Raw genomic sequence first — 13,214 nt, forward strand, 5'->3', positions numbered from 1 at the left:
CCGCTCCTACCGTCTAATTACCCAACCCCCAATTGATATAGGAGAAGAGAGGGCGCTTGTGTGTGGGCTGCCAACAGCCATTAAGGGTAGAGCGGAACGCCAACCCTAGTATACCTCCTGGCTGCGCTTAGCATCAAGCTCTTTCCCAAGATCGAATTTATCGCCCCACGCGGTGAACCAATAGTCGTTAACGGCCTGGACTGACGCGAGCCCCGGTGCGTCCAGCCCGAAAATCTGACCGATAGCGTCTTTGGTGGTGGTGCTGATATAAGGGCAAACAATGAGATCGAGGAGCATCATCAGCGTCTCGGCGTCATGGGGACAATGCGCCTTCATATATCCGAGCTTGTCGATAATGTGCGCCTCGACGAAAGCTTTCAGCTTCGCATACCGGATTTTGTCCTTGATATAGGACAGCAGGATCGTGATCGAAAAATGGTTCATGAAGCCCGACAGGCGAATATAGTTCCCTGTATCATTCTCCTCCTTGATCAGGAAATGCCGAAGAAGGGCAGAAACCGGTAGCCAGTATTCACGACCGATCTGCGACAAGGAAATGAGCAGATAAAGGCTCTCGACCTCGAGATGAACGCTCATCGTACTCTTTTCAAGCTGCTGCATCACATTATCGTGGATGTACTTAAAAAGTAGATGTTTCTGCTCGTAGGGCAAACCCTGGGCGTGGAGAAAGTCCACGGAAGTTGCGATCATCCGGCAGATACGGATCGTGTGATTGACCTTCGGGCTCGCCGAGTAAGCGAAAAAAACGAATTCCATGATCGCCAACAAGGCGTTGGAAAGTCGCTTGCGATCACGGTCCGACTTGTCGCTCGCGACATAGACCTTGAAGAGTTTTTCAATCTTGTTCTCTGCGATGGCGAACGTATAATTCAGCAAGTCGCCATAAGTGACGTTTGCTTCCTTGAGAGCGGCCTTGTAGCGGGTAATCAGGCGGTTTGCGTTAATCGCACAAACCAGATTTTGCTTCGGCGGTTTTGTAGGATCGGTCAGCAGCTCGTTTTCGGAAACCGGATCAATCTCGTCATTCAGTAGAGCCGAAATGCGCTCTTTGGCGATCGTGATCTCGGTGATGATCGGCTTTTTGTAGTGCTTGATCTTCGCTGTATTAATACTCAGCTTCTTGGTTTTGAGAATGTCCTGAAGCGTCTCGAAAATCTTTACCTGTGCCGACTCTTCATTGTAGAAAACGAAGAAGTCATCAACGTATCGAAAAATCTCATAATCGACTTTATGAGTTAGATTGGCAACTTTGGCCAACTGCGTGAGCAGTTCTGCATCGACGGACTGTAAGATGATCTCGGCGAAGACCCGTGAGAACTCCGGTCCAATAACGATACCGTTAGTCTCTTTATGATTCAGGTTTTGCATGAGGGCATCGAAGCGCCCACCGAAGGTAGCCTTCGACTCATCTAGACTGAATTTCGTCTGGTCCTTTCCCAAAACGGCCCAAGGCAGCGAATGAGTGTAGATGCTATCGAAGCACTTGCTTACGTCAATCTGCACCATCGCATCGTATTTTTTCTCGCTGCGGTGATATTTGTACGATTCAAAAAACTTGTGGATGTTCCGATATTCTCGGTACACGAAATATGAGCCGAGTTGCTCGTATTCCCGGTCCTCCTCCTCCAGGCCAGCCAGTGCATCCAGCCTCTCTTCATGGAGCTTGTCCTTGAAGTAGGCATAGCGCGATACCGACACCGGCCGGCGGATCGAGAGCTCGCTAACAGAGGTGTGATATATAATCAGCGAACTGTGGGTCGCGTAGAAACTCGCCACCTCGACCTGATTGCGCGGATGGACAACGCTCAAGGTGCGGCCGTCGAGATTGTGAGCAACGCGGAAATTGAACGGGATGGTTGCCATCTGACATTTGTTAATGGGGACCAATCTACGAGTTTTTCTCTTACCCCACTCGGTCACTACCTCGGTGGTGATTCCGATCGTGGGATTGATGCCGAACAGGAGCCGCATCGTGCGATCAAGAGCATCAGTTTCGCATATCCAGCGCAGTTGCCCCTTTTCGATCTCGACACTATTGTCCCGCAGGAAACAGTAATAGCCACGATTGGAAAAGGTCGGCGGCACCTCGAACGGCAGCATATCCGTAAGGATAGACCGTTGCTTTCGGTGGGTGAGTGAGATGCGTCGCTTAGCCATGTTTCCAGGCTCTCACAATCATCTGCAACTCTTTCGTGCTGAAATTATGATACCGACGTTGCTCAAAACCCGTGGTAAATTTAAGCTTCTTCAACTGTCTTTGTAGGGAGCTACTCTTGAGTGCCTTGATCAGTACCTTGAGTTCTTTATCGAGCTGCTCCAAGCTCGACAGATCTGTCGCGATCGAATTATTGTAATAGATACCGGTCACCGCATGCGACTTACTATTTGATAGACGAGTGTTGCCCGTCAAAAACTTGATGCGGCCGACTAACTCCCGGTAAGCACCTCTCGGACTAATCGGCCGCACCTGCCAGTAAGCATCGAATGCGGCGTTCATCCGAGCACGATATTTTTCCACCTTTGAAGCGCTCGGTCCGATCTTAAATTGGCTGCCACTCAAGATAAAACGATAGCCGAGATATTCGAAATCTTTGGGATTAAGGTCGGCCAGAATGAATTCCGACGTTTTCGCTGTGTTGTGCGTGAGACCGTTATCGCCGAAGATGGAGATAATCCGATCCTTGAATGAGCCTAGGCTTTTGCCAGCGGGCGGTCGTGCGAACACGGCCACAATGTCATCGACAAACCTGCAATATAGAACTAAGCCGGGGATCGCCCGAATCGCCTTGTCCACCGGTCTCAGATACAACTCTGCTAGATACGCGCTGATGCCAACACCTCTGGGAACGCCAGTCGGCGTGCTGGAGATCGCGCCGTAGGAATCCAGTACCTGTTTGATGTATTTCCTCGAGGCGGGGCTCAATAACTGGTCGCGATCCAGCTTCTCGATTAAACGCTTGCGGTCGATGCTCTCATAAAATGATGAGATGTCCGTGCGGACTAATTCAAAAGGAAACTTGCTGCCAAGCATGTCACGGAGCTGGCAGACTAGGTCGTGCCGGTTCGCCTGTTTAACGCCATAGATGCGATGGATGTTACGCTGGAGCTGCTTGATGACGAAGAAGGTCTCAGGGTCCGCGTCGATGCAGAAAACCGGCTTTCCCTTCGGCCCGGTCTTTTGGGAAAGTTTGATCTTGAAGCTCGACTTGAGAACCCGTTGGCTAATGTCATCCATCAAAGAATCTACGGCGGATGACTTAGCTGCCTTTAAGGTGGCTAGTGTAGTCTTCAACGCAAGCAACTGTGCCTCGAAATCATCGGCGGCCATCGTGGCTTCGATTTTCCGCAGATCACGAATATCCTGCACCTTATCGCGCACAGCGAGCGTGAAAGGATTGAGCGTCGGGAAATATCGGGTTGCCAAGTCGATACCCTTGCGGTTTTCAGCATCGTAAATGCGACGGAAATTTTCCGCGGTGAACATCTGGTCGAGCATTACAGGCGGTTCGTTCCAATTGGCTCAGGCAGCAGCTACGCGCAATGTGGTGCAACATCGGGCGTGCCCGCATCTTGAAACGTAATGGCCGCTAGCACAACGGGTTGGTAGCTTTGATGGTGCTACTGAACACCGTGGATATTGTCACAGAAGCCTCATCTGGATGCGGGTTCCTGGCCGCAAGGTTTATCCAGATGTTGCGATATATGTCGCTAATTTCCCGTCATCAGCACAGCATAAACCACAGCTATGGTCGCAAAGCTGTTGTAAGCGTCGGCCAAATGAATGGCCACTTTTTTGACCGCGCCTTCCGTAAACAGACCTTCCGTTCACCCCCCCCTTGCTGCACTCAGATGGCCATATACCGTCACTACAAATCGGCCATTCAGCGTGAACATTCCCCGTGTCGGGAAGCAGATGATTCCCGACAGGGGGGAACGCCAGTCTGGCGCACTAGCATGTTTCCTGGACAAAATTTCCATGAGGTGTGGCGACAAACCCTGTCGGATTGGTATAAGTGACGGAAACGGCAAAATTAGGGTTTTCCGACATGCTTATCGGCTATATGCGCGTTTCTTCTGTCGATGAGCGCCAGTCAGTGGATTTGCAGCGCGATGCTCTGGTGCAGGCGGGCGTCGATGAGCGACACATCTTCCAGGACAAGGCCTCTGGAGCACGCGATGACAGACCCGGTCTTAAAAAATGCCTCTCTTATATAAAGAGTGGTGACACACTCGTTGTCTGGAAGCTGGATCGGCTGGGTCGATCTCTTCCGCATCTCCTGACGATCATAGAAGATCTTAAGGCGAGATCCGTATCTTTCCGTTCCTTAACCGAACAGATGGACACAACAACGTCTCATGGCGAGCTGATGTTCTCCTTGTTTGGCGCCTTGGCTCAATACGAACGCGCTCTGATTCATGAGCGTGTCATGGCAGGGCTTGCGGCCGCAAAACGTCGAGGCCGAATAGGCGGACGGCCTCCGTCAATCAGTCAGGAGCGTTTGGACATGGCGCTCGACTACCTCAACAAGGGTGAGAGTAAGCTCTCCGTTGCGCGACGTCTCACAATTCCACGCACAACCCTCTTGAACACTCTTGAGCGGATAGGCTGGCAACCACGCTCAGAGAGTGAGGAAGGCGACGGTGATGTTGACGAGCGTACCGCAGAAAACAATGAGAAGAAGCCGCTCAACCGCCGCAGACGACAGGCCTGATGAGGATGGGTTAGACCGCAGATACTTCACCCGCGCATACCCGGCCAAGATCAGACTGATCCCAACAATCCCGGATACCATGGCCACACGGTAGGACAATGCCGTCATTGCTGGCGTAGAAATCTGGCTTCTCCTTCAAGGTGTGTCCGCAATGGACACACCAGTAAGTCACATTCCCAAAGCACGACGATAGATGTCCAGAAGGGTTTCCTGTTCCTCAACCTGGGCAGGCTCCATTTTCCGAAGCTTCAGGATCTGCTTAATGATCTTAACGTCGAACCCGGCCGACTTGGCTTCGCTGAAGATGTCCTTGATGTCTCCGGCCAACGCCTTTCGTTCTTCTTCCAGGCGTTCAACCCGCTCAATGATGGATCTCAGGCGATCCGCTGCAATTCCTCCGGTCTGAACGGTGGTCTCAGCAGATGCTGTGTCCTGTTCTTCATGTGCCAACATACAGTTCTCCTTTCACTCGCCCAATCTGCCACCTCAGTCTGCGACTGAGGCGTCAATGGTAGGTTCGGTCGGTCGAAAGATCCGAGGCCAGCCCATAGAGGGTCCGGTCCAGAGCCAGCGTTCCGTCAAGGTGACGTTCGATCATGGCCCGAAGCAGGCCACCAGCCGACCGCACTTTCCCTTTGCGGGACTTCGCGGAAATCACACAGACGGCGACGGCGGCCTCGTATCGGCCCATGACGCTGCACGCCTGGCGCCAGGCATGAGAGGAAATTCCCAGAGAACCTGTGAGCATCTCGACGGCCTCGATCAGCTCGGCCTCATGTGGGCGACTGCTGGTGCACAGGTCTCGCAAGTCAGGAACAAGCTGAAGAAGGAAATTCGGTCCGGCCTTGAAGCCCCGAAGCGGTGAGGCCTTGGAACGGGAGACACTGTCAGACCCAACTACTCCTTCCTCTATGCCAACGCCGGCGTAGCCGGCTCCGCTTACAGTAACTTTAGTTATAGTATTTGGGGTCACGACACGAAAGTGTACTTTACGTACGCTTAGAGTGAACCCAACAAGAACGTTGAGGCTGTTCTGCTGAGAGTTCGATAGACAGTTGGCCGAGAAATAGAAAACAGTTCTGAAAGATCGCTGATGGAGTAATCGCCGGTATCATACATCCGGCGAAGCTCTTTTTGCTGACGTTCAGAAAGCTTGGGTTTCTTTCCGCGTAGTTTACCTTTGTCGCGTGCAACGGCCATCCCTTCACGAGTACGCATCCGGATCAGATCGGCTTCAAACTCCGCGAAAGTCGCAAGGATGTTGAAGAACAACTTGCCCATTGGATCAGACGGATCGTGAATACTGTTCCCAAGTTGAAGCTTCACGCCACGGGATGCCAGGCTGTCGCCAATAAGCCGTGCATCAGGGACAGAGCGGGCCAGTCGATCAAGCTTTGGTACGACCAAAGTATCGCCACTACGAACAGCCGCCAGTGCCTGGTCAAGGCCGGCCCTTTCCCGGTTCGTGCCGGTGAAGCCCTTGTCGGTGTAAATACGATCGGCAGAAACACCGAGTTTGAGCAGTTCCTGATGCTGGGCCGCGAGATCCTGTTTGTCCGTCGAGCAGCGGGCATAGCCGATCATTATGTGTGTCATACGGGAAAGTGTAACGTATAAGGCCCCATGACTGCAAAACATATGGTACCACCTTTATGAGACACAGCACACGGCTGTATTCCATGACGTGTTGCACTTGTCCGGGACAGTCCGTCCAACGATCCCCTTCCGGACACATGAAGGAGACATCCGATCATGGCGCGGCGCCGTCTTCTGACCCGTGAAGCTCTCGCCCGACATTACGAGCCTTCTGTCGATGATCGCGAGATCACGAGACATTTTACACTCAGCCAGGATGACTTCAATCTGATCGCAACCCGCCGCGGAGAAACCTCCCGATTGGGTTTCACGATGGTCATGCTCTACATGCGCTGGCCGGGACGGGTGCTGGAATCTGGTGAAACACCACCGGCTCCCATTCTGTCATTTGTTGCGCGGCAGCTCGACCTGTCCCCTGGGCTCTGGTCCCATTACGGACGTCGTGACGAAACCCGTCGATCCCATCTGGCCCACCTGATGAAGCGTTATGGCTACCGAACCTTCGATCGGTCGGCATTTCATGACATGACCGGTTTCGCGATGCCAATTGCACATCATGTGACCCAGCCATCCCGCATGGCTGCGATCCTGATTGACGAGATGCGTCGCCGAAGCATTCTCCTGCCGTCGGTCACTGTCATTGAAGCCTTGGTGCGCCATGCTCGCCAGCAGGCCGATCACCTTGTCCATGACGTCCTTGCAGGGGATCTGCCGCCGGAAACCCGTTGTCGTTTGGACAAAATGCTGGAGCGTCGTGGCGATCGCAGTGCCTCCTGGCTCTCGTGGCTGCGTAACCCGCCCTTGTCACCAGCCGCGCGCAATATCCTGCGATTGCTGGAACGCCTGGAGTATGTACGATCCCTGAACCTCGACAGCGCTCGCGCCACGACCATACCGCGTGTGGCCTTTGACCGTTTGAGCGAAGAAGCTGCCCGGATTACGCCCCAGCATCTGGCCGAGCTTCGGTCATCCCGTCGTTACGCCATTCTGGTGGCAGCCGGGGTCCGACTTGAGGAGGTTCTAACCGACGCGACCCTCACAATGATGGACAAACTCCTCGGAAGCATGATGCGCCGTGCCGAACACCGGATCCGTGACAAAGCGATTGTCACCATGCGATCGTTGCAGGCCCAGCTTCGTCTGCTGACAACCTCCTGCCGTCATCTGATTGAGGCGCGTGATCAGGGCGTTGATTCACTGTCTGCCATTACGGGAATTGACTGGCCCCGCCTCCAGGACGCCATCGGCAGGGCTGAAACCCTGACAGCTCCAGAGACCATTGATCGCACGGCCGAACTGATCAACCGGCATCGCTCTCTTCGTCCTGCCATTGGTCCATTCCTGAACGCGTTCCAGTTTCAGGGTGGTCGCACGGTACAGGGATTACTGAAGGCGGTGCAGATCATTGGAGACCTCTATCGGACCGGTAAACGCCGCTTGCCTGACTCCTGTCCGATCCGTTTCATTCCGCCTTCCTGGCACAGCTTTGTCAGGCCAGAGGGAACAGTCATACGACAGGCTTACGAACTCTGTGTTCTGACCCAGCTGCGCGAGCGTCTGCGTTCCGGAGACATCTGGGTAACGGAAAGTCGCCAATACCGCGCATTCGACACCTACCTTCTTCCGGAAGCCACGTTTGCAGCGATGCGCGCGCAAGGACCGTTGCCTCTGGCGATCAATGCTACGGCTGACACGTTCCTTTCTCAACGGCGTGCAGTGCTGGAAACCGCGCTGAACCGGGTGACGGCTCTTGCCAGGAAGGGCGAGTTGTCACAGGTCCGGCTTGATGCACATGGTCTTGTGATTTCGCCTCTGAAAGCAATTACACCCCCTGCTGTGGAAGAGTTGAGGCGGGCGGCTTACGACCGGCTGCCACGCATCAAGATTACTGATCTTCTGCTGGAAGTGGACCGCTGGATCAGCTTCACCGACTGCTTTACCCATCGCCGTTCCAGCCGTGTCGCGGATGACAAAAACGCCCTGCTGACGGTGATCCTAGCGGATGGGATTAATCTTGGTCTGACACGCATGGCCGACACCTGTCAGGGTGCCACCCTGCGCCAGTTGGCGCATCTGCATGACTGGCATATCAGCGAGGCCGGATACGCCGAAGCCCTTGGCCGTATGGTTGCAGCCCATCGTGGGCTGCCCCTGGCGTCACTCTGGGGAGACGGCACATCGTCCTCAAGTGATGGTCAATTGTTTCATGCAGGTGGCAGAGGCGCTGCGATCAGCGATATCAATGCGCGCAATGGCAGTGAACCGGGCGTCAGTTTCTACACCCACATCTCCGATCAGTATGATCCGTTTTCGACCCGGGTGATTGCGGCGACGGCCGGTGAAGCACCCTATGTTCTGGATGGGCTGCTGTATCATGCCAACGGGCTTTCCATTGAAGAGCATTATACCGACACGGGTGGGGCATCGGATCATGTTTTCGGGCTGATGCCATTCTTCGGTTATCGATTTGCGCCCAGGATACGGGATCTGAAAGAGCGGAAACTTCACCTGTTTCCAGATCAAAGCCCCGGTGATCTCCTGAGTGAAATGGCCGGTGACCCGATCAATACCGATCATGTTGCGGCCCACTGGGACGACCTGCTGCGTCTGGTCACATCCATTCGGAGTGGAACCGTGACGGCCTCGGCCATGCTGCGGAAGCTCGGATCTTATCCCCGTCAGAATGGTCTGGCTGTGGCCTTGCGTGAAGTTGGCCGGATCGAGCGGTCGGTTTTCATGCTCGACTGGATACAGGATCTGGATTTGCGCAGGCGAACCCAGGCAGGGCTCAACAAGGGAGAAGCCCGGAATGCGCTGGCTCGGGCGCTCTTCTTCAACCAGCTTGGTGAACTGCGGGATCGGCGTTTTGAAAATCAGGCTTATCGAGCGTCAGGTTTAAACCTGCTGGTGGCAGCGGTTATCCTATGGAATACGCGCTATCTTCAGTCTGCCATCGCAACGCTCGGCATTTCCGATGACCTGGCGCGGCATATTGCACCCCTCGGCTGGGAGCATATCTCTCTGACAGGGGACTATCGCTGGAATGTCGATGAGCAGCCCGAAGCGGGCGCGTTACGTCCGCTTCGGGTGCCTGCATCCCTGCTTGTCGCTTGAACCCCAATGCTGGCGGTTCTGTAGGTGTTCACCCTAAGCGTACGTAAAATACACTTTCGTGTCGTGACCCCATGCGCGTGACTTGGGTGTGAGCCATGCCGCACTTTACCGCTTCTATCGCTCCAAGAGCGCCATGATGGATGCGATCGTCCAGGAGGCGATGGACGACGAAGCTCAGTTGGCAGCGCAGTATATCGAAACCGATGGCCCGGCCGCCGAGCGACTGACGGCGATGATTCTCGACCTGCACCGACGCAAGCGTGATCGTTTTGTCGGCGACCGCGAAATACACGATCTGTATCGACGCATCGTCGTAGATCGACCCGACATGATCAACACTTATGCCGCACGGATCACCAATCTCGTCGCGAAGTTGATCGAAAAGGCGGTACGGCGGGGCGAGTGGGATATCGACGACATCGATGTCGCAGCGGGCGTCGTTCGCGACGCGGTGACGGTCTATGTGCATCCTGCCTTTGTGGCGCAACTCGTCACGGCAAACGCCCCGGTCGAAGCCATGTTGCACGCGACCGTCACCACACTTGCCCGCGCATTCGAGAGCGGCGTGCACTATGGAAGCATGAAAGGGGTCTGAGATGCCGCGCCAAAACCCTTGGTATCGGGGCCCTGTCAGCGACCATTTCGATGGAGCGCGCTTCTTCAATCCCGGTGAACCCGACACGGACCGGGGGCTGAGCGACATCGTGCGCTGGCGGCGTTCTGCCCCCAACAATCCATGGCCGAAGCATGTCGAGATCGCCCCGGTCGTGCCCGAACCGCACGTTGAAGGCTTGACCGTCACAATGGTCGGCCACGCGACCGTCCTTATCCAGATTGCGGGCATCAACCTATTGACCGACCCCTTATGGTCGCACCGGGCAAGCCCCGTTCGGTTTGCAGGCCCCAAGCGGGTCATGCAGCCGGGCATCCGACTAGACGACCTACCACCAATCAATGCCATTTTGTTGTCCCACAACCATTATGACCATCTCGACATCGCCGCGTTGCGTGACATCCATGCCCGTCAATCGCCACTGATCGTGACGCCGCTCGGGAATGACGCAATTATCCGGCGACATATTTCCACGGCACGGGTCGAAACAGGCGATTGGGGCGATATGGTCGCCATTGGTCAGCAGGCAGAGATCCACATCGTCCCGGCCCTTCACTGGTCCTCTCGGGGACCGGCCGACCGCCGCATGGCGCTCTGGGGTGGCTTCATGATTCGGGCGGGCGGAAAGCTGATCTATTTCGCCGGCGACACGGGATATGGCACCGGCACAATTTTCCGCGCGCTGCGACAAAAGTTCGGGCCGCCCGACCTCGCCATTCTGCCAATCGGCGCTTATGATCCCCGCTGGTTCATGGCTGCCCAGCATGTCGACCCAGAGGAGGCGATCCAGATCATGCGCGATCTGGACGCGCGCATGGCAATCGGCATGCATTGGGGCGTGTTCAAGTTGACCGACGAGGCGCGTGACGATCCTGCCGAACGATTGGCGGTTGGGCTCGCGGCGGATGGAATTGCACCCGAACGCTTCCGGGCCATGTTGCCCGGGGATGTCGTGCGCGTTCCGGGTTGAGCGTTCATCGCCCGGCCGTCGCGACCGCCATCATGGCAAACTCGATCCTGCGCGCCAGCGGCGCGATGTCCGTCTCGCCGCGATGCCCGGCCGCATCGGTCAATGATCTGGCGACGGCCATGAGATCGTCCAGCAATGCTGTGTCGGCATCGATCCCGTGGCCCAGCATCACGGCAGATAACAGCGCCATGATGCGCGCGCGCGCCGGGGCGAGGTCGTCCGGTGCCGCAACCTGCTCCTCCTGCTCGTCAAGGCGCCGCGCGAGAGCTGGCCGTCGCATCTGATAGGTGGCAGCGGCGAACGCGAAGTCAGCCAGCGCACCGGGCGCCATGGGTGCTGCGAAAACGGGGCCGAGATCATCCTCCAGCGATCGCAGTTCACGGCGGATCAGCGCGCGGGTGATCGCGTCCTTGTTCGGGAAATATTGGTACAGCGAGCCAATGCTGACCCCGGCCGTTCTGGCGATGGCGTTGGTGGTGTAGCCGGGCGCGCCCTTTCCCTCCAGAATGCGAGCAGCCGCCTCCACCACGGCATCCACCGTCGCCTCCGACCGGCGCTGACGCGCGGCTTTTCGGGGATTCGTGCTGGTGATGTCGTGCGATGTCGTCATGATGGAAGGCGAGTAGCGGTAATGAGGCCGAGATCATAGCTTATGTCCATCATCAAGTGAGACGAAAGCGTGACCGACAATTCAGAAAATGCGCTGCTGGAGATCGCGGTTGGCGCTGTGAAAGCAGCCGGGGATATCCTGCTCGACCGCTTCCGGATTCAGCCCCCGCCGACCGATCTGGCGACATTGCTGCAAGGCATCGCCGATAATGACAAGGCCGTGACCGCTGACCTGCGACAGATTCTGCTAGCAGCCCGGCCCGGCTCGCACTGGCTGGAGGACGAAGACGGCGAGGGTCCGCTGCCCGCCGGTGAATGGTGGGCGGTGGATCCGGTCGAAGGCAACGTCAATCATCTGCACGGCCGCGACGGCTGGGGCGTGACCGCGACGCTGGTACGAGATGGAGAGCCGTGGCTGACCGTCATCCATGAGCCGCTCAAGGGCGAAACCTATACCGCGATAGCCGGTTGCGGCGCTTTTGTGAACGGCAAGCCGTTGCACGTCTCCGGCAAGCGGGGGCTGGACGCGGCCATCGTTGCTACCGGTCAGGCGCGACCAGGCGAGACGGCGGCGATCAAAAAGCGCATGGCCCAATCTACAGCAGTGATGCTCGACGCAGCGTTGCTGGTCAGGGCCTCAGTTCCGACAGGGCTAGAACTGGTCGATGTGGCAGCGGGACAGCTCGATCTCTTCTGGCAATATGGCCATGTAGCCGCAGGTCTGATTGGCGGCGCGCTTCTGATCCGCGAGGCGGGCGGGGTCGCGATCAACCTTGCGGGCGAACGCTGGACCTCGGCGGCATCCGGCTTCGTCGCCGGTCCAGCAGAACTTGCCAATCTATCGATATCCATCCTCCCCCTCTAAAAGTTGAGTATCCTATGTCTGATATTGCCATTCTGGGTTCGGGCCGGGTTGCCGGGGCGCTTGCCACGGCGTTGGTTCGCGGCGGCCATCGCGTCACCATCGGCTCGCGCGACCTCGCAGCGACGAAGGCTCGCTGGCAAGGCCCCGCCGTCACTCTGGCCGATACGGCGCAAGCGATCGCCGCTGCCAACATGATCTTCAATGCCACGCCGGGCGACAGCAGCGTCGAGCGGCTCGCGGCACTAGCCGGTCCGCTGTCAGGCAAGATTCTGATCGATGTCGCCAACGCGACCTCCCGAGACGCTAATGGGCGACCGGCGGGCCTGCTCTACCCTTCCGACAGTCTCGCCGAGCGGCTGCAAGCCGCGCTTCCGGCCACGCGCGTCGTCAAGACGCTCAACACCATGCTATTTTCTGTGATGGCCGACCCTGCCGTCGTCAAGGGCGGCACCGCCTTCATCTCTGGCGAAGACGATGATTCCCGGAAACTGGTGGCCACCTTGCTTCTCGACATGGGCTGGTCTCCGAAAAGCATCGTCGATCTGGGAAGCATCGCCAGTGCACGCGGTCCTGAAGCCATGATGCTGATCGTGGGTGATATCGTCCGGGCCCGTGGCTTCGCGCCCTTTGCCATCTCCATCGCGACCTGAATAATGGGCATGACCTCGGATATCGCCATTCCTCCGCGTCCCAAGGGATAGTACCCTTAAAATT

The 13,214-nt window shown here is 56.6% G+C and carries 12 protein-coding genes; 6 read left to right on the forward strand and 6 right to left on the reverse strand.

Features of this window, described 5'->3' with window-relative positions:
* Positions 1–105: 105 nt before the first annotated feature.
* A complete protein-coding gene (gene drt3b, locus KP707_RS14345; RefSeq protein WP_215751731.1) occupies positions 106–2,178 on the reverse strand; it encodes an antiviral reverse transcriptase Drt3b in 2,073 nt (690 codons plus the stop codon).
* On the reverse strand, positions 2,171–3,517 hold the full coding sequence (gene drt3a / locus KP707_RS14350) for an antiviral reverse transcriptase Drt3a (RefSeq protein ID WP_215751730.1): 1,347 nt from the start codon (positions 3,515–3,517) through the stop codon (positions 2,171–2,173). The genes drt3b and drt3a overlap by 8 nt, the downstream gene beginning before the upstream one ends.
* Positions 3,518–4,067: 550 nt before the next feature.
* On the opposite strand from drt3a, the gene KP707_RS14355 reads away from it, so the two are divergent.
* Positions 4,068–4,733, forward strand: a complete 666-nt coding sequence (locus tag KP707_RS14355) for a recombinase family protein (protein ID WP_082790646.1) — start codon at positions 4,068–4,070, stop codon at positions 4,731–4,733.
* Positions 4,734–4,901: 168 nt separating this feature from the next.
* Here the strand turns inward: KP707_RS14355 and KP707_RS14360 are convergent, their stop codons facing one another.
* The 3 genes from KP707_RS14360 to KP707_RS14370 are packed head-to-tail and all read right to left on the reverse strand — an operon-like array spanning position 4,902 to position 6,329.
* Positions 4,902–5,186, reverse strand: a complete 285-nt coding sequence (locus KP707_RS14360) for a DUF2312 domain-containing protein (protein WP_061490889.1) — start codon at positions 5,184–5,186, stop codon at positions 4,902–4,904.
* 52 nt (positions 5,187–5,238) lie between these two features.
* The gene (repC, locus tag KP707_RS14365) at positions 5,239–5,706 is read right to left on the reverse strand and encodes a replication initiation protein RepC (protein WP_373687808.1); all 468 of its coding nucleotides are present in this window, start codon (positions 5,704–5,706) and stop codon (positions 5,239–5,241) included.
* Positions 5,707–5,732: 26 nt separating this feature from the next.
* Positions 5,733–6,329 (reverse strand): recombinase family protein, encoded by a 597-nt coding sequence (locus tag KP707_RS14370; protein ID WP_029329811.1) that lies wholly within the window; start codon positions 6,327–6,329, stop codon positions 5,733–5,735.
* 156 nt (positions 6,330–6,485) lie between these two features.
* Between KP707_RS14370 and KP707_RS14375 the strand changes: the two genes are divergently transcribed.
* The 3 genes from KP707_RS14375 to KP707_RS14385 all read left to right on the forward strand — a co-directional run bounded on the left by KP707_RS14375 (position 6,486) and on the right by KP707_RS14385 (position 11,026).
* Positions 6,486–9,443 (forward strand): Tn3 family transposase, encoded by a 2,958-nt coding sequence (locus KP707_RS14375; protein ID WP_215751729.1) that lies wholly within the window; start codon positions 6,486–6,488, stop codon positions 9,441–9,443.
* A gap of 88 nt (positions 9,444–9,531) precedes the next feature.
* A complete protein-coding gene (locus tag KP707_RS14380; protein ID WP_215769427.1) occupies positions 9,532–10,038 on the forward strand; it encodes a TetR/AcrR family transcriptional regulator in 507 nt (168 codons plus the stop codon).
* Positions 10,039–10,246: 208 nt separating this feature from the next.
* Positions 10,247–11,026, forward strand: coding sequence for an MBL fold metallo-hydrolase (locus tag KP707_RS14385; protein WP_256445643.1), 780 nt, complete (start codon positions 10,247–10,249; stop codon positions 11,024–11,026).
* Between the two features lie 4 nt (positions 11,027–11,030).
* Here KP707_RS14385 and KP707_RS14390 read toward each other — a convergent pair whose 3' ends face one another.
* Complete coding sequence (locus KP707_RS14390; protein ID WP_063905443.1) at positions 11,031–11,636, reverse strand: TetR/AcrR family transcriptional regulator; 606 nt, start codon at positions 11,634–11,636, stop codon at positions 11,031–11,033.
* A 69-nt stretch (positions 11,637–11,705) separates the two neighbouring features.
* Here KP707_RS14390 and KP707_RS14395 point away from each other — a divergent pair, with 69 nt between their 5' ends.
* The gene (locus tag KP707_RS14395; protein WP_063905444.1) at positions 11,706–12,500 is read left to right on the forward strand and encodes an inositol monophosphatase family protein; all 795 of its coding nucleotides are present in this window, start codon (positions 11,706–11,708) and stop codon (positions 12,498–12,500) included.
* Between the two features lie 14 nt (positions 12,501–12,514).
* Entirely contained in the window at positions 12,515–13,150 is a 636-nt protein-coding gene (locus KP707_RS14400) for an NADPH-dependent F420 reductase (RefSeq protein ID WP_211499412.1), read from the forward strand.
* Positions 13,151–13,214 lie beyond the last annotated feature (64 nt).

The sequence above is a fragment of the Gluconobacter sp. P5E10 genome, assembly GCF_018812145.1.
Classification (GTDB): Bacteria; Pseudomonadota; Alphaproteobacteria; order Acetobacterales; family Acetobacteraceae; genus Gluconobacter; species Gluconobacter cerinus.